Here is a 15711-nt window from a genome sequence, read left to right as displayed (position 1 = left end):
AGTGATAACGAACGAGTGTGAACGCACTCAGAACACCGGATACGCAGCCGCCAGCCAAGGCGCTGACGGAAAGAGACGATCACAAAACACGTCACTAACGCATCAGCATGATATGCATTACCCGTTACGCCTGACGACCATAGCACGCGTGAACCACCTGATCCCTTGCCGAACTCAGAAGTGAAACCGCTTAGCGCCGATGGTAGTGTGGGGTCTCCCCATGCGAGAGTAGGTCATCGTCAGGCACTTATACCGCAGAGAACCCAGCCAAATGGCTGGGTTTTTTGTTGCGCCGAAGAAAAGCCCCGAACATGCTGTGTTCGGGGCTTTTTTGCTCTGCTTTTACCAGTCAATAGGTTCACCTGCCCAGTCCCAGAAGCTGCCGGTCTCTTCGGGCGAGCGCTTGGCCATGACGTCAATTAACTGTTTCGCCACGAACTCTGCGCTAAATAGCTTTTCGGTAGGTACACGGGCTTGAAAAGGCTTTGAGAGAGGAGTGTCCGTAGTGCCGGGATGGAGGCAGAGAACAATCGACTGTTTATTAAGCCTCTTAAGCTCAATAGCGGCGGTTCTCAACAGCATATTATGCGCGGCTTTACTAGCACGATAGCTATACCAGCCACCATACCCATTGTCAGTGATAGATCCTACACGAGCAGAAAGGCTGGCAATAATGGTAGCGTGCTTGCCCTGTAGAGAAGGCTTTAGAGCAGCGAGTAGCAGGGCTGGGGTGGCCGCATTAATATGCATCACCTGGGCAAATGATACTTCATCCAACTGCTCCAAGCGCTTTTCTGGCTGTATGCTTTGGGAGGCATCGTGAAGCAGCCCGATCGCGTTGAAGAGTAGGTGGACAGGTCGGCCGTTTACCCTTTCACAGAGTGCTTGTCGGCCTGTGGTGGTGGTGATATCCGCAGTGATTGAGTCAAGCTTGGGATGTTCAAAAACGAGGGGGGAGCGGCTAACCGCAATCACATGCCCTGTTTGCGGAGATGAAAGCAGGCTTTGCAGTATGGCGCTTCCTATACCGCCATTTGCACCTGCCACAACGGCGGTGAAACCTTCTGGAAGATGAGGCAGCATAACAAGCTCCGATGGTGAACGATATTGTTCCCATTGAAGCGCTTTGTATAGTATTTGTCTATGGTTGCTTGTTAAGCAGAGGCATTAATGCGGCCCGGCTGAGCACTATTGCGCCCGTTGGGCTTGTAGAGCGTTTTTTCTGCAATTTGGCGAATGTAGTCCAGCATCTCCTGGTTATGCTTCATACGCAATGAGAGCATTTGCCCGGTTAATGCATTCATTCGTGAAACCCGCTCGCTTTTTTCTAGCAAGCTTTCCCAGGTTGCTAGGCATTCAGCATCTGTGGCCGCCAGCTTCGCGCCAGGAGCGCCTTCTGGATAGCCAAGCTTTGCCTGTACACCGCGACGTAATACCTCCATGCGTTCTAGTTCTTCTAGAAGCGCCTGTTTCTTACCCGCGATATCAGTCAATATATCGCCATCAATACTGCCTTTGGTCAACTGCTCTTGTTCGCTGGAGAGTAAAGCAATCAAATCCTCGAGGCGTTGCAACTGACTGGAGAGTAGGCGTGAAAGGCTCATAGGTAGATTTACTGATCTTTCAAGTTGGCAATTAGACCATCCGCAATACGGTCGGCACGCACTTCGAGCCGTCCCTTACGAATAGCATCACGAATTTCCTGTACCTTAGCCATGTCGATATCCTGGCTGCTATCGATGCTAGATTGGCTGAGCTGAGTCGCTTCACGGGTAGTATTACCCGTTTCAGGCTGCTTTGCTTCACCTACCTTCTGTGCGTCATCACGCTGCTGCGCTGGAGTATTGCGAAGCAGCGGATTAAGGTTATCAATTTTCACGTTGTTGGCCTCATCGTCAACGTTGGGGCGCCGCGCGCTGTATTACTATCTATCGGCCTAGATGCTAAACACTTTAGGTCTTAGGCTAAAAATCCACCATTAATGTGCCTTGGCCGATCACCCGCGCCGTCATTATTTCACGAGAACCAAAACGCACACGAATGGTTTCTCCTTGTGCCCCATCAGCAAGCGCCTCCCCCTCTCGAGAGACACGAAAGCCAGTTCCTTCTGCTATGACTGTTACGCGCTGCCCGCGTTCCACGAGGCTAGGTGCTTGCAGGAAATGCGCCTGAAACGTGCTGCCACTACGGATAGGCCGCTGAGCTACTTTGCCGACAATATCGGCCTGGTCGGTCAGCGATTGGCTAGATAAATCGCTAAGGTTGCCTTCTCGCTGGTCGAGCATAGCTGCGGTAACCAACGTGCCTCTATCAATATCTTGGCTTGCCACAACGTAGCTGCCAATGACATCTACTTCTGCCTGCAGGTAGCGTACTTGACGCCCATCAGCTCCACACCTAACGCCTACAGAAACACGCCCAATAGGAGCTTGGTTAGGGTTAGTAAGAAAGGGTGTTGGCTGTATGCAGGTGGGTAAATGGGGGGATGGCGGTGCGATATTGATGACTGCCTCTTGTCCCAGGGCCTGTGCTTCTTGATAGAGAAATTGCTGGACGCTTTCAACAAGTGACTGATCGCTTGTTTCTGCCCAGGAGGGTTGGGATAGGCCAACACATAGCAGTAACAACAATGACTTAACTGCTGAGTAGCGTGCAACAATGTGCAGCAAATAGCGCATGGGTAAAGTCGCCCAGTATAGAAAATCAGATGGTAAACATCAGCATGGGAGTGTAATGCAAAAGTATCCTACGCATCATGGGAAATGCTGGTGTAAACGGTAGCTGTTCCATGCTTTAAGGTGAAAGAGTGGAGCATATTATTCATCATCAACAATTTCCGGTTTATTTCTGCCTCTCAGCGAGCGAGGGTCGGCATGATTGATCAGCTTGAATCTGCCTTTAACTTCCATCAGCAGGCGCTGGGCCTGCGCCAAGCACGTCACCAAGTGCTAGCCGCTAACATTGCCAATGCGGATACGCCCAACTATAAGGCGCGCGACATTGACTTTGCTAGTGAACTGAAAAAAGCCGTTGAAGGCGGACAGTCTCAACAGCAGCCAAATGGCGGCTTAGCGTTAGCGCGCACCTCCGAACAGCACTTGGCAGGAGAAGGCCCCGCATGGCGTGGTGCTGGAAGCACCGAGCTGCTCTATCGTGTTCCGGATCAGCCGAGTCTGGATGGTAACACCGTTGACATGGACCGTGAGCGAACCCAGTTCGCGGATAACGCTGTGCGCTACCAGGCGGCGCTCACCATTATGAACCGTCGTATTCAGGGTCTGAAAAATGCGATGCAACCTGAATAACCTAGTAATAGGAGAAAAATAAGCGATGTCGATGTTTTCAGCGTTTGATATTGCCGGTTCTGCGATGAGCGCCCAAGCGCAGCGTATGAATGTAACGGCAAGCAACATGGCCAATGCCGATAGCGTGGCAGGGCCCGATGGTGAAACCTACCGCGCAAAGCAGGTGATGTTTGAAACCCAGGCACAGTCTAACCGCTACGGTGTTGGCGGCGTCCGGGTTACTGAGGTTGTGGAAAACGATTCACCGCTGCGCATGGAGTATATGCCGAACCACCCAGCGGCTGATGAAGATGGCTACGTTGCTAAGCCGAATGTTGAGCCGGTCCATGAGATGGTCAATATGATTTCGGCATCGCGCTCCTATCAGGCCAACGTAGAGGTTTTCAACACAACCAAGCAGATGATGGTTCAGACTCTATCGCTCGGTGAGGGCTAACGATGAGCACAATTAACCCAGCAACGTTATCCAATATTAATGGTGGTGGCGTTCAACTACAGCAGAGCCAGTCAGAAGAGCTACGTAATAGTTTTATGACGCTGCTTATCACCCAGCTTCAGAACCAAGATCCTCTGAAGCCGATGGAAAACGCGGAGATGACGTCACAGATTGCTCAAATCAACACCGTCAGTGGCATTGAGCAGCTCAACTCGACGTTGGAAAGCATTACCAGCCAAATGAATGCCAACCAGGCGCTGCAGGCGAGTGGGCTAATTGGCCAAGGCGTCATGGTGCCTGGTCGTCAGATCATGTTGGAGCAGGATGGTGAAGGCCAGCCTTACTCTACGCCCTTTGGTATTGAGCTAGCGCAACCAGCAGCAAATGTGCAGGCAACGATTTTGGGTCAAGGCGGCCAGGTAATCCGTCGCTACGACTTGGGCTCTGTTGAAGAGGGCGTGCAGTCTTTCCAGTGGGATGGAAAAAATGATCAGGGTGATGTTGTCGCCAGTAATCGCTATACAGTGCAGCTAGAAGCAACGGACGCCGAAGGCGAAGTGATTGAGTCTACTGCCCTTAACTACGCCATTGTTAATAGCGTGACACCCAACGATGGCAATGGCGGTGTTCGGCTGGACCTTGGGGCCATTTACGGGCAAATCAGCCTGAATGACGTGAAACAAATTCTTTGATCTCTAACATAGCCTGTTTCTAGGAGAAAAAAATGAGCTTTTCTCAAGCATTAAGTGGTCTGAATGCCCAGTCCGAAAACCTTAAAATTCTCGGCAATAATATTGCTAACTCGCAAACCGTAGGCTTTAAAAGCTCAGGTGCAATATTTTCTGATGTATTTGCCGGTGCAAGTAGCCAAGTGGGTCTGGGGGTAAAAATTTCGGATGTTCGTCAAGACTTTACGGCAGGCGATTTGGAAACCTCAGGTCGCACGTTGGATCTAGCGGTGGCAGGCGAAGGTTTTTATCGTATAGAACAAGCTAACGGTGAAATCGCTTATACTCGTAATGGCCAGTTTAGCCAAGATAATCAAGGGTTTTTGGTCAATGCGTCAGGGCAACGGTTAACAGGTTATGGCCTTTCTGATCCTAATGATCCTTTTTCAGCTGTTGTTCCAGGCGGAGCTCCTCAAGCACTAAATATTCCAACAGCTGATATTCCCGCAAAGGCGACTGCTGATGTGACGGCTACCTATAACCTGGATGCGAGCACAGTGCCTGGGCAGGGTTTGCAGCAAGCAACTGTTCAAGCGGTGGATGGAAATGGGGCTTTAATAACAGTCGATAATGACGGCGCGTATGATGCTAATGGCGATCCACTCGAAATCGATGTTTCGTATCATTACTCAAATAGTTTCACTACCTTCGATTCTTTGGGAAATGAACGAAATGTCACAATGTACTATGAAAAGGTAGATGATAATACCTGGAAAGCATTTCAAGCCGTCGATGGGAAGCTTGCATTTGATGGGGATCCTAATGTTGGGCCAGTCGATTTGGATAATTCTTTTTGGCTAAGGTTTAACAGCAATGGCCAACTCCTTAAATATAGTGATGTAGGAGTAACTGGAGCTCGAGATGAAGATGCGGTTATAGGTGTTGCGGATGCTGGGTATCGACTTACTTTCGGCACTCCCGGCACTCCCGGTACTCCTGCTGCGCTTGCAGAAAATGGTGCATCAGCCAATGGCCAAGCCGCTGCTGATGCATTCAGTGCAACAGCAGCTGATAATCCAGGTGCTACAAAAGCCTTTGCAGATTTAGAATTTATCGTGGGTGATGGTGCAGACCCGCTTAATTATGACTTTACTTTGACCGGTACTACACAATTTAACAATAACTCTGTACAAAATACGCTCACGCAAGATGGTTATACCTCTGGCAGCCTTGCTGGCTTAGAAATAACGCGCGAGGGTCGTGTTATTCGTATTTATACCAATGAAGAGCGCCGCGATGCGGGGCAAATTGTATTGGCTAACTTCGCTAACGAAGAAGGTCTACAGTCTATAGGTGATAATGCATGGCGTGAAACTAACGCATCGGGTATCGGCATTCTAGGTACTGGTGGTACCGGCGTTTTTGGTACCATCGAATCTGGTGTGTTAGAGAACTCTAACGTTGATCTTGCTAAACAGCTGGTGGATACCATTGTTGCGCAGCGTGCCTACCAAGCGAACTCGACGTCGATCAGCACTCAGGACGAGCTCCTGCAGACCATTATTAATCTTTGATGATCGTTTGTTGATAAGGAGTTAGTGCTGTGGACCGCATGCTATACACCGCCATGAGTGGCGCTAAACACACGATGGACCAGCAATCGGTAGTGAACAATAACCTATCGAATGTATCCACCGCTGGTTTTCGTGCTCAGTTGCAGGCTGCGCGCTCGGTACCCATCGAGGGCGCAGGTATCCTGCCAACAAGGGTGTCGGCGGTGACAACCACGCCGGGTACGGATTTCTCACAAGGCCCCATCGAGCGAACTGGACGTATGTTAGATGTGGCCATGCAAGGAAACGCCTGGATGGCGGTATTAGCAGAAGATGGCACAGAGACCTATACCCGTCGCGGTGATTTGCAGCTCGATAGCGACGGTGTGCTACTTAGCGTGGGCCGCCCTGTGATGGGGGACGCTGGGCCGATTGCTGTTCCACAGGGCGCGCAAATCTCATTTGGGGCAGATGGCACGATTAGTGCCATTCCTCAAGGAGAGGGCCCTGAGGCAATGGTGGACGTTGGCCGCATCAAACTCGTTACACCGGATGAACAGGCCCTGGAGCGTGGTGAGGATGGTTTGTTCAGGGCGCCTCCTGGCGATGATGGTGCGCCAGGCGTACTTCAAGCTGATGAAGAGGCGCGTCTGGTAAGTGGCGCTCTAGAGGGCAGTAACGTCAGCGCCGTGGATGCCATGGTCTCCATGATTGACGTGGCGCGCCGCTACGATATGCAGATGAAGATGCTAAGTACGGCGGATGAAAATGCTCAGCGAGCTAACAGTATTTTATCTATTCAGGGCTAATCGCAGCCACTCAGCCAAAGGAATTTACGTATGATTAAGTCTTTGTGGACTGCCAAGACCGGGCTAGAGTCTCAGCAAACCAAACTAGATGTTATTTCGAACAACTTGGCGAACGTCAGCACCAATGGCTTTAAACGTTCGCGCCCGGTATTCGAAGACCTACTCTACCAAAATATGCGCCAGCCTGGGGCCCAGAACAATATTCAGGACCGCCTACCGTCAGGTATGCAGATTGGTACGGGTGTACGCGCCGTTGCCACCGAGCGTTTGCATACGCAGGGCAGCTTGGAAGAGACAGGTAATTCCCGTGATCTAGCGATTGATGGTGAGGGGTTTTTCCAAGTGTTGATGCCAGACGGGACGCTTGGCTATACCCGCGATGGCAGTTTTCAACTCAATGAAAATGGCCAGATGGTCACGGCGAATGGCTACCCGCTGGAGCCAGCTATCTTTGTGCCTGCCAATGCGCTATCGGTCAACATCGGTGAAGACGGTACCGTGAGTGTTCGTCAACCTGGTATCGCTCAGGATGCTGATATTGGGCAGATTAACGTTGCTTCTTTTATTAATCCCGCTGGCTTAGAAAGCATTGGTGGAAATCTTTATCTGGAGACCGGTGCCTCCGGTGCACCTAACCAGAATGCGCCTGGCAATAACGGTGCCGGACGACTCTTTCAAGGTTATGTAGAGACCTCTAACGTAAACGTTGTGGAAGAAATGGTGAATATGATTCAAACACAGCGTGCTTATGAAATTAATAGCAAGGCTGTATCCACCAGTGACGAAATGCTAGCGCGACTGAGTCAGCTCTAATGTCATTGATCATCAGGGCATCTTAACGGGTCGCGTTATGTTGGAATTAAACGTTGTGTTACGCCGCTGCATACTCGCTAGCCTAGCGCTGGTCGTTTTGGTTACTGCAGGGTGCGCGCAAATCCCGCGTGCCTCTGTCGTCGGCGAACAAGAGCAAATCACTATCATCGACCGTCCGCCACCTGTTCCTAATGGCTCTATTTATCAGGCGCGTCGCGGCTATCAGCCGCTTTTTGAAGATCGTCGGCCGCGCACGATAGGAGATATTCTGACCATTGTGCTGGATGAAGAAGTCAGCGCTAGTAAGAACTCTCAGTCCAATGCGAACCGTGCTGGTAGTGCAAGTCTGGAGCTAACTCAGTTGCCCGACGTGCTAGATACCCTGGCGGAGTATGGCTTTGATATTGAGGCGGCCAATGACTTTACGGGAGGCGGTGGCTCCCAAGCGAACAATACGTTTACAGGCACGATTACGGTCTCGGTGCTGGAGGTCATGAATAATGGCAACCTCCGTGTGCGGGGTGAAAAGCAGATTGCTATTAATCAGGGAACTGAGTTTATTCGCTTTTCAGGCGTAGTAAACCCTCGCACCATCACGGCTCAAAATACCGTGCCCTCCACCCAGGTGGCTGATGCGCGGATTGAGTATGTTGGCGATGGCTATATTAATGAAGCGCAGCATATGGGTTGGCTGCAGCGCTTCTTCCTCAATGTGTCGCCGTTCTAGGCGTGTTAATAAGTTCGACAACAGAGACCTGGTGAAATGGCTATGCAGTGGAAGGTGTATCAACGGATTCAAGCAACCGCGCGCTTCGCGACTCTGTTGGCTCTCTGTTTTGTGATGCTGCCAGCACACGCCGAGCGGGTGCGCGAGCTAGCGAGCTTTGCTGGTGTTCGTGATAACCAGCTTGTTGGTTATGGCTTGGTGGTGGGGTTAGATGGCAGCGGTGACCAAACCACCCAAGCGCCGTTCACCAGCCAAAGTTTAACCAACATGCTGTCGCAGTTAGGCGTGACCGTTCCGCCTGGAACCAACCTTCAGCTGCGCAATGTCGCTGCTGTGATGGTGACTGCAGATCTACCGCCATTCTCCCGTCCAGGGCAGCGTCTTGACATCGTTGTTTCTTCGATTGCCAACGCCAGTAGCCTGCGTGGTGGCACACTATTGATGACGCCACTTAAAGGTGCCGATGGCGATACCTATGCGATTGCCCAGGGCAATATGTTAGTGGGCGGCGCCGGTGCGCAGGCGGGTGGTAGTAGCGTACAGATTAACCAGCAGGCCTCTGGTCGCATTCCGAACGGGGCTCTTGTTGAGCGTGAAGTGCCGCTCAATCTTGGTGGCAACGGTGGGGTGCTAGAGTTGCAGCTGAACGACGCTGATTTTGGCACCGTTCAGCGCATGGTAACGGCAATTAACAATGAGTTCGGCCAGTCTGTTGCCTATGCACGCAATGGCCGAGTCATTGCCCTCGATGGCCCAATGGATGCCAACGCTCGGGTTAATTTTATGGCTCGGGTTGAGAATGTTCAGCTAACACCAACTGAGGCACCCGCCAAAGTGGTGCTCAATGCACGTACAGGCTCTGTGGTTATGAACAGCGCAGTTACCCTGCGTAGAGCCGCAGTAGCCCACGGTAATCTGTCGATTATGATTGATACCCAATTTGGTGTTAGCCAGCCTAACCCACTCGGGGAGGGTGAAACCGTTGTAGTGCCTGATGCGGATATCAATATTGAGCAGCAGGAAGCCTACCTGCAAATTGTTGAAGGAGCCGACTTGGCAGACGTGGTGAATGCACTGAATGCATTAGGTGCGACACCTCAGGATTTAATGTCGATTCTAGAAGCGTTGAGGGCATCAGGCTCTCTGCGTGCTGAGCTGGAGATCATCTGATGAGCATGGGCGATATGACCAGCCAGTTCGCGCTGGATATGAACGGCTTCCAGCGGCTGCAGCATAATGCGCGCGTTGATCCTGAAGCGGGTGTTCAAGGCGCGGCTCAGCAGTTTGAAGCGCTCTTTATCCAAATGATGGTAAAGAGCATGCGGGATGCTACGCCTACCTCAGGGCTGTTGGAGAGCCGAGATACGACGTTTTATCAATCCATGCTGGATCAGCAGTGGTCGCAAGTCATGGCTTCTCGTGGGATTGGTTTAGCCGATGCGCTAGTGGAACAGCTTCAGCGCCAGGGGGCGGTCGGGCAAGTCGCCAACCCTGACCAAGAACTTCAGACGTTGATTGCGGGTATTCCTCGCGGCACACCACGCGTTCTGGATAGTCCGTTACAGCCTGATAGTGGACAGGTGTCTAATAGCACAGGCAGTGGCCAGTTTTATAACGAGCTAGACGCTATTCGCCAACGGCAAGCGAGCAGCGCACCCGCCACGCTGGCAGAAGCCCCGCGTCCGGCGGCTTCTTCACACGACCACGTCGAGCGTTTCATGCAAACGCTGGCCACGCCTGCTCAGGCGGCTAGTGCTGCAACTGGCGTACCTGCTGAGCTCATTTTGGCTCAGGCAGCCCTAGAGACGGGCTGGGGGCAGCATGCGATAGCGACCCAGCAAGGCCACAATAGCTATAACGTGTTTGGGATTAAAGCGGGTAGCCAGTGGCAAGGCAAAACCACCGATATCGTGACCCACGAGTATGTAAATGGCCGTCGTACTCAAATCGTTGATACATTCCGTGTGTATGACTCCTTTGAGCATGCCTTTACCGATTATGCCAGTCTGATCGGTAACAATCCGCGTTACGCCGGTGTTGTGCAGGCGTCTAACGCAGAGCAAGCAGCGCGTGAGTTACAGCGTGGCGGCTATGCCACCGACCCGCGCTATGCCGATAAGCTGGTATCGGTAATGAATACGATGGGGCCGCTGAGTTCTGCGGGTAGCCTGTTGGCGGATTCTCGCTAGGCAACTATTCAAGTTTTTCTGCGCACTGCCGATAAGTAGAGAATCGGCCTAAGGAATTGAACCATGAGCATGTTTTCGATCGGCTTAAGCGGCCTCAATGCGGCGCAGAATGCCCTCAATACAACGAGCAACAACATTAGTAACGTCTATACTCCTGGCTACAATCGGGAGATTACGGTACTCAATGAAAGCCGGAACAATGCCGGTGTCCGCGTTGCAGATATTGAGCGTCAGTTCAATACGTTCGTTGCCGCGCAGTTGAACAATGCCAAGTCGCAATCAACCGCCCTAGAGACCTACAATACGCAAATATCTCAGATCGATAACTTGCTTGCAGATCGTGAAGCAGGTCTCTCTCCTTTGATGCAGAATTTCTTTTCCGCTCTTGAGGATTTAGCAAGCGCTCCTTCGGATCCTGCCGCCCGGCAGGGCGTGCTTGGCGCTGCGGATACGCTAACGGCTCAATTCCGTTCGTTTGATGGATATCTGCAGGATTTACAATCAGGCGTTAACGGCCAAATTAAAGACGAAATTACCCAAATAAATAACACCACAAGCCAGATTGCTAATATTAACCGTGAAATAGCACTTTCGCGTGCACAGCTTGGTGAGGCACCAAATAGTTTGCTGAATCAGCGCGACCAGCTGATCTCCGAGCTGAATGAAAAGATGAACTTGCGCCTTAATATTCAAGATGGCAAGACTTACAATCTTTCTCTTCCCAATGGGCAGCCGCTCGTCACGGGGGATACTGCCTATAAACTCGAAGCTGTTACATCACCGAATGATCCACAACGGATGGTCGTTGGCTACCGTGAAGGGGCTCGTGGTAATGGCAACCTTGTCAGCCTAGATGAAGGTTTAATTACAGGTGGCTCATTAGGTGGCTTAATGAGCTTTCGAGCTGAGACATTAGATAAAACTCAGAATCAGATAGGGCAGTTGGCGGCTTCTGTTGCACTCGAATTTAATACGCAACACCAAAAAGGTGTTGACCTGAACGGTGAGCAGGGCCAAGAGTTTTTTAGTATTGGTCAATCTAATGCTTACTATAATACAGATAATAAGGGATCCGCAGAGGTCAGTGCTATGATCGACTCTGCGAATACTAGCGCATTACGAGCAACCGACTATACGGTGCGTGTTATTAATGCATCGACTGAAGAGTTTGAAGTGATTAGAAAAGATACCGGTGAGGCGCTAGAGGCGGATGAATGGTCATTTAGCGACAATGTTCTAAGTTTTGCCGGTGTTGATGTCAATTTCAACGATATTAATCTTGCCCAAAATGGCGATAGCTTTGAAATTCAACCACTACGACGTGCCGCTGGTGGAATGGAAGCCATTGTTTCAGACTTAGATAAAATTGCTGCAGGTAGCTTAGTTGAGCAGAGTGGAGACCTAGAGGTGAGCAATGTTCGCTATGAGAATGCGCTTGCCAATACGTCGGAATCACTACAAATTGAACTTAATGAAAATAAAAATTTGTCTGTCAGTGGGTATACTGGTCCGATCCTTGTTAACGGTGTAACGCTAAGCTTAGATGCTAATGGAGTCGTCCAAAATTCATCAGGTACAACCGCAGCAACACTGACTGATGATGATGAAATCACTATTGATGGTGTCTCATTTGTATTAGCTGATGTATCTACAGAAGGGACTCTAACATTTCAGCAAGGGAGCGCTGCTGCAGGCGACAATCGCAATGCCTTAGCACTCCAAGACCTCCAGAGTAAGGATATCGTAGGTGGCTCTGCCTCTTTGAGTGGAGCTTATGGGGCGCTGGTCAGCGATGTGGGAAATCGTACCAACATTATTCAGGTCAACCTTAATGCACGCCAAGGTTTAACTGATCAGCTGCGTGCAGTGCAGCAGTCGGAGTCTGGTGTTAACCTGGATGAAGAAGCGGCAAATCTGATTCGCTTTCAGCAGTTTTATCAAGCCAATGCCCGCGTCATCGATACGGCCTCTACTATTTTTGACACTATTTTAGGCTTACGTAGCTAACGGTTAGGAGTCTGCCTCATGCGTATTAGCAGCGTTACCATGTATGAACAAAGTACGGCTTCAATTAACCGTCAGCAGAATGACTTTCTAAAAATTAGTCAACAGATTGCTAGCGGGCGCCGTGTGGTTAACCCTTCGGACGACCCACAGTCAGCAGCGCGCGCCGTGCGTGTTGATCAATCTAAGGCGATTACCCAACAGTTTGAAGACTCTCGCGTATCTGCGCGTAACTCTCTAGCACAGACAGAAAGTATACTTAATAGCATCAGTGACTCTGTTATTAGTGCAAAGACAAGACTAGTTCAAGCATCAAGCGATACCTTAAGCGATGTTGACCGAGAATCGATTGCCAGCGAGTTAAAAGGTATTTACGAAACCATGATCGGCCAAGCAAACGCGACTGATGGTAACGGACGTTACTTATTTGGTGGCTATGCTGATAATGCGCCTCCCTTTGTTAAAAATAGTGAAGGCAATATTGAGTATAAAGGGGATGATAACGCTCGCCAGCAGCGTATTGATGCCTCTCGCTTAATGCCGGTTACTGAAAATGGCATTTCAATATTTCAAAGTGTGCCAAGTGGTGCGGGTTACGTAGCAGAGGCAGTAAAAAGCAGCGATGGTGGTCAGCCGATCGCCGGTGTGCTGGGAAGGAATGGCGGTAGCATAACGTTTAGTGGCCCACAGGTGAGTAATGTCAATGACCCTGGATATGGCGACAGCTACCGTGTTGTGTTTAATGAAGATACGACGGTGGATAGCGGCGTCAGCTACCAAGTACAGCGTTTTAGTGAAGGCGAGTGGCAGGAAGATCCTGATGATTTGGTGGTTACTGGAGAATATGTCGGTGAAGGTCAGCAGCTTAGTTTTGGGGGTGTTAATGTCACACTCACTGGCAGCGCTGAGCCTGACGACGAGATTCTTGTTGCCCAGTCAGGTAGCGAGCAGCGCCCTGCGGATCTGTTCCGCACCATGGAAGCAGCAATACGTGTTTTAGAAAATCCCGCCACTACCGGTGCGGAAAAAGCAGAATTGCGCAATACGCTAAACACATCTATGCGAGATCTAGATAATGCCCTTGATAATGTTTTAACAGTGCGCGCTTCGGCAGGGGCAAAACTAAACGAGCTAGACGTGGTGGATGCAGTAGGTAGTAACCGGATGCTCAATTATGAGCAGACGCTTTCTGACTTGGTGGATTTGGACTACGCAGATGCTATTTCAGAATACAGCTTGCGCCAGGTTGGTCTGCAAGCGTCTCAAAAAGCGTTTGTGGATATTAAGGGGATGTCGCTATTTGACTTTATGTAATGTCTTAGCGAGCAGTCACTCTTTTGCTATGCCCTGGCCATGTGCCGGGGCATTAATTTAAGGGTGCCATGGTCTCAATCAGGCTTTGTGTAAAGTTAATTCCCTGGCTAAACAGCAGCTGAAGAAAGCTGCCGATATCGCTCATTAGCACCATGAGCAATACTATGCCAACGGTGAGCGAGGTAGGAAAGCCAATATTAAACACGGTTAGCTGCGGTGCTGAACGGTTTAGGATGCCTAGCGACAGATTTATAATGAGCAACGAGGCTACCAGAGGCAAAGCGAGCAGCATACCGGAAGCAAAGATAGTACCTGCGTAGCGTGCCAGTAGTTCAAACGCATTAGGATTAAGGCTACCAATTCCAATTGGAAGCGTTTCAAAGCTCATCACTAGTGTTTCTAACACCATCAGGTGGCCATTAAAGGCGAGAAACATGAGCAGGGTGACCATATAGAGAATGCGTGATAGCACCATAATGTTGGTGCCACTAGACATGTCAAAGAAGCTCGCAAAGGCGAGCCCCATCTGAAGGCCGATAAACTCACCGGCCGCTTGGACAACGGCAAACATAATGTGCATCACCAGCCCAATCGCAATACCGATCAGCATTTGCTCAATGATAATGCCCAGACCTGCCCAAGACATGAGCGGTACACTGGGCATCGGTGGGAGAACGGGAGCAATGACGACGGCGATCACTGCGGCAAGCGCTACTTTAGCTTGATTGGGAATGCTGGAGTGGCCCCATAAAGGCGTCGCTGTCATAAAGGCCGTAATACGCACAAAGGGCCAAAAAAAGGCCACCAGCCACCCCTGAAGCTGGGCAAATGTTACTTCAACCACAGGCTACATCACCATTGCGGGTATGTTGGTAAATAGCCGCGTCGTGAAGTCGGTAATTAAGCCGATGAGCCAGGGGCCCGCTAGTACCAGAACGGCAAACACCGCTAAGATTTTCGGGATAAATGTCAGCGTCATCTCGTTTATTTGGGTAGCGGCCTGGAACAGGCTAATAATCAGACCTGTAAATAGTGCTGCTAACAGCATAGGACCAGCTAGAAAAAGTGTCACGCGCATACCCTGATAAGCGACGCTCATCACCATCTCGGGTGTCATGATTACGCTCCTCGTCGCCCCGCGACGTTAAATCATATAAAAGCTCTCTGCCAACGAACCAATAATGAGCTGCCAGCCGTCAACCAATACAAAAAGCATGAGCTTAAATGGCAGCGAAATAGTGATCGGTGGAACCATCATCATCCCCAACGCCATTAGCGTACTGGCCACTACAAGGTCAATGATCAAAAAAGGGATAAAGATGGTAAAGCCAATTTGAAAGGCCGTCTTGAGCTCGCTGGTGACAAAGGCAGGTAGCAAGACGCGCATTGGTAGCTCTTCTGGCCCTTGCAAGGGGCCCACATCGGCTAAACGAACAAATAGGGCCAGGTCTGGCTCCCGCGTTTGAGCCAGCATAAACTCTCGGAAAGGTAGCTGTGCGCGAAGCAGGAACTCTTCAAAATTGATCACCTCATCCGTCAACGGAACCCAGGCGGTGTCATATACCTGGTTAAGTACTGGCGACATAATAAAAAACGTTAAAAAGAGCGCGATCCCCAGCAGTACCTGGTTAGGCGGCGTAGCCTGAGTACCCATCGCTGTCCTTAGCAGGCTGAGTACAATGATGATGCGGGTAAAGCTGGTCATCATCAGCAGCATTGCTGGCAAGAACGCCAACGAGCTTAAGAACAGCAGTGTTTGTAGAGAGAGAGACCACTGCTGACCACCACCTTCCGTTGGTTGCGAGACTAACCCCGGTAGTTGCTGGGCGTGGCTAGGAAAAGCCACGAGGCAGCCGATGATGAGAATACTCATCAGCCACCAGTGACGCGAAT

The 15711-nt window shown here is 50.6% G+C and carries 18 protein-coding genes and 1 rRNA gene; 12 read left to right on the top strand and 7 right to left on the bottom strand.

The genetic code is table 11. From position 1 onward, the window contains the following. Positions 1-129: 129 nt before the first annotated feature. Positions 130-245: ribosomal RNA gene (gene rrf / locus ACIGG6_RS07140) — 5S ribosomal RNA — on the top strand. A gap of 97 nt (positions 246-342) precedes the next feature. Here the strand turns inward: rrf and ACIGG6_RS07135 are convergent. The 4 genes from ACIGG6_RS07135 to flgA all read right to left on the bottom strand — a co-directional run bounded on the left by ACIGG6_RS07135 (position 343) and on the right by flgA (position 2678). Then, positions 343-1083 (bottom strand): SDR family NAD(P)-dependent oxidoreductase, encoded by a 741-nt coding sequence (locus tag ACIGG6_RS07135; protein WP_399843475.1) that lies wholly within the window; start codon positions 1081-1083, stop codon positions 343-345. Positions 1084-1154: 71 nt separating this feature from the next. Beyond that, positions 1155-1604 carry a flagella synthesis protein FlgN gene (locus ACIGG6_RS07130; RefSeq protein ID WP_089675587.1) on the bottom strand — a complete coding sequence of 150 codons (450 nt, stop codon included), beginning with the start codon at positions 1602-1604 and terminating at the stop codon, positions 1155-1157. A gap of 8 nt (positions 1605-1612) precedes the next feature. Further along, positions 1613-1879, bottom strand: a complete 267-nt coding sequence (gene flgM, locus ACIGG6_RS07125) for a flagellar biosynthesis anti-sigma factor FlgM (protein WP_089675588.1) — start codon at positions 1877-1879, stop codon at positions 1613-1615. Positions 1880-1964: 85 nt separating this feature from the next. Further along, positions 1965-2678, bottom strand: a complete 714-nt coding sequence (flgA, locus tag ACIGG6_RS07120) for a flagellar basal body P-ring formation chaperone FlgA (RefSeq protein ID WP_089675589.1) — start codon at positions 2676-2678, stop codon at positions 1965-1967. A gap of 195 nt (positions 2679-2873) precedes the next feature. Here flgA and flgB point away from each other — a divergent pair, with 195 nt between their 5' ends. From flgB to flgL, 11 genes are all read left to right on the top strand, one after another. After that, complete coding sequence (flgB, locus tag ACIGG6_RS07115; protein ID WP_253502247.1) at positions 2874-3305, top strand: flagellar basal body rod protein FlgB; 432 nt, start codon at positions 2874-2876, stop codon at positions 3303-3305. 25 nt (positions 3306-3330) lie between these two features. After that, a complete protein-coding gene (flgC, locus tag ACIGG6_RS07110) occupies positions 3331-3741 on the top strand; it encodes a flagellar basal body rod protein FlgC (RefSeq protein WP_058576990.1) in 411 nt (136 codons plus the stop codon). Between the two features lie 2 nt (positions 3742-3743). Continuing rightward, the gene (locus ACIGG6_RS07105) at positions 3744-4433 is read left to right on the top strand and encodes a flagellar hook assembly protein FlgD (protein ID WP_089675591.1); all 690 of its coding nucleotides are present in this window, start codon (positions 3744-3746) and stop codon (positions 4431-4433) included. A gap of 32 nt (positions 4434-4465) precedes the next feature. Then, on the top strand, positions 4466-5983 hold the full coding sequence (gene flgE, locus ACIGG6_RS07100; protein ID WP_399843470.1) for a flagellar hook protein FlgE: 1518 nt from the start codon (positions 4466-4468) through the stop codon (positions 5981-5983). A 29-nt stretch (positions 5984-6012) separates the two neighbouring features. Then, on the top strand, positions 6013-6771 hold the full coding sequence (locus tag ACIGG6_RS07095) for a flagellar basal body rod protein FlgF (protein WP_089675593.1): 759 nt from the start codon (positions 6013-6015) through the stop codon (positions 6769-6771). Positions 6772-6801: 30 nt separating this feature from the next. After that, positions 6802-7584 (top strand): flagellar basal-body rod protein FlgG, encoded by a 783-nt coding sequence (gene flgG, locus ACIGG6_RS07090; protein WP_089675594.1) that lies wholly within the window; start codon positions 6802-6804, stop codon positions 7582-7584. A gap of 37 nt (positions 7585-7621) precedes the next feature. Further along, the gene (locus tag ACIGG6_RS07085) at positions 7622-8311 is read left to right on the top strand and encodes a flagellar basal body L-ring protein FlgH (RefSeq protein ID WP_083026288.1); all 690 of its coding nucleotides are present in this window, start codon (positions 7622-7624) and stop codon (positions 8309-8311) included. Between the two features lie 114 nt (positions 8312-8425). Beyond that, on the top strand, positions 8426-9481 hold the full coding sequence (locus ACIGG6_RS07080; RefSeq protein ID WP_244154957.1) for a flagellar basal body P-ring protein FlgI: 1056 nt from the start codon (positions 8426-8428) through the stop codon (positions 9479-9481). Then, positions 9481-10500, top strand: coding sequence for a flagellar assembly peptidoglycan hydrolase FlgJ (gene flgJ / locus ACIGG6_RS07075; protein WP_399843466.1), 1020 nt, complete (start codon positions 9481-9483; stop codon positions 10498-10500). Before ACIGG6_RS07080 ends, flgJ begins: the two co-directional genes overlap by 1 nt. Before the next feature lie 63 nt (positions 10501-10563). Further along, positions 10564-12507 carry a flagellar hook-associated protein FlgK gene (flgK, locus tag ACIGG6_RS07070; protein WP_399843464.1) on the top strand — a complete coding sequence of 648 codons (1944 nt, stop codon included), beginning with the start codon at positions 10564-10566 and terminating at the stop codon, positions 12505-12507. Between the two features lie 18 nt (positions 12508-12525). Then, positions 12526-13818 (top strand): flagellar hook-associated protein FlgL, encoded by a 1293-nt coding sequence (gene flgL, locus ACIGG6_RS07065; protein ID WP_399843461.1) that lies wholly within the window; start codon positions 12526-12528, stop codon positions 13816-13818. A 52-nt stretch (positions 13819-13870) separates the two neighbouring features. On the opposite strand, the gene fliR is transcribed toward flgL, so the two are convergent. The 3 genes from fliR to fliP are packed head-to-tail and all read right to left on the bottom strand — an operon-like array spanning position 13871 to position 15691. Next, the gene (gene fliR / locus ACIGG6_RS07060) at positions 13871-14662 is read right to left on the bottom strand and encodes a flagellar biosynthetic protein FliR (RefSeq protein ID WP_399843458.1); all 792 of its coding nucleotides are present in this window, start codon (positions 14660-14662) and stop codon (positions 13871-13873) included. Between the two features lie 3 nt (positions 14663-14665). Further along, positions 14666-14935: a flagellar biosynthesis protein FliQ gene (gene fliQ, locus ACIGG6_RS07055; RefSeq protein WP_044629584.1), complete on the bottom strand. Its 270-nt coding sequence runs from the start codon at positions 14933-14935 to the stop codon at positions 14666-14668. A 27-nt stretch (positions 14936-14962) separates the two neighbouring features. Next, positions 14963-15691 (bottom strand): flagellar type III secretion system pore protein FliP, encoded by a 729-nt coding sequence (gene fliP, locus ACIGG6_RS07050; RefSeq protein ID WP_137092845.1) that lies wholly within the window; start codon positions 15689-15691, stop codon positions 14963-14965. Between the last annotated feature and the right edge of the window lie 20 nt (positions 15692-15711).

Origin of the sequence: Vreelandella lionensis (assembly GCF_044543515.1) — a bacterium.
Classification (GTDB): Bacteria; Pseudomonadota; Gammaproteobacteria; order Pseudomonadales; family Halomonadaceae; genus Vreelandella; species Vreelandella lionensis.
The sequence above is the reverse complement of the archived record's forward strand: the minus strand, read 5'-3'. Positions and strand labels throughout refer to the sequence as shown.

Excerpts from the sequence above, each read along its gene's own strand:
- fliP (WP_137092845.1), bottom strand. The coding sequence starts at position 15,691 with ATGAGTATTCTCATCATCGGCTGCCTCGTGGCTTTTCCTAGCCACGCC.
- flgL (WP_399843461.1), top strand. The coding sequence starts at position 12,526 with ATGCGTATTAGCAGCGTTACCATGTATGAACAAAGTACGGCTTCAATT.
- flgJ (WP_399843466.1), top strand. The coding sequence starts at position 9,481 with ATGAGCATGGGCGATATGACCAGCCAGTTCGCGCTGGATATGAACGGC.
- ACIGG6_RS07105 (WP_089675591.1), top strand. The coding sequence starts at position 3,744 with ATGAGCACAATTAACCCAGCAACGTTATCCAATATTAATGGTGGTGGC.
- fliQ (WP_044629584.1), bottom strand. The coding sequence starts at position 14,935 with ATGACACCCGAGATGGTGATGAGCGTCGCTTATCAGGGTATGCGCGTG.
- flgK (WP_399843464.1), top strand. The coding sequence starts at position 10,564 with ATGAGCATGTTTTCGATCGGCTTAAGCGGCCTCAATGCGGCGCAGAAT.
- flgA (WP_089675589.1), bottom strand. The coding sequence starts at position 2,678 with ATGCGCTATTTGCTGCACATTGTTGCACGCTACTCAGCAGTTAAGTCA.
- flgE (WP_399843470.1), top strand. The coding sequence starts at position 4,466 with ATGAGCTTTTCTCAAGCATTAAGTGGTCTGAATGCCCAGTCCGAAAAC.
- flgB (WP_253502247.1), top strand. The coding sequence starts at position 2,874 with ATGATTGATCAGCTTGAATCTGCCTTTAACTTCCATCAGCAGGCGCTG.
- ACIGG6_RS07085 (WP_083026288.1), top strand. The coding sequence starts at position 7,622 with ATGTTGGAATTAAACGTTGTGTTACGCCGCTGCATACTCGCTAGCCTA.
- flgG (WP_089675594.1), top strand. The coding sequence starts at position 6,802 with ATGATTAAGTCTTTGTGGACTGCCAAGACCGGGCTAGAGTCTCAGCAA.
- ACIGG6_RS07080 (WP_244154957.1), top strand. The coding sequence starts at position 8,426 with ATGCTGCCAGCACACGCCGAGCGGGTGCGCGAGCTAGCGAGCTTTGCT.
- flgC (WP_058576990.1), top strand. The coding sequence starts at position 3,331 with ATGTCGATGTTTTCAGCGTTTGATATTGCCGGTTCTGCGATGAGCGCC.
- ACIGG6_RS07135 (WP_399843475.1), bottom strand. The coding sequence starts at position 1,083 with ATGCTGCCTCATCTTCCAGAAGGTTTCACCGCCGTTGTGGCAGGTGCA.
- ACIGG6_RS07130 (WP_089675587.1), bottom strand. The coding sequence starts at position 1,604 with ATGAGCCTTTCACGCCTACTCTCCAGTCAGTTGCAACGCCTCGAGGAT.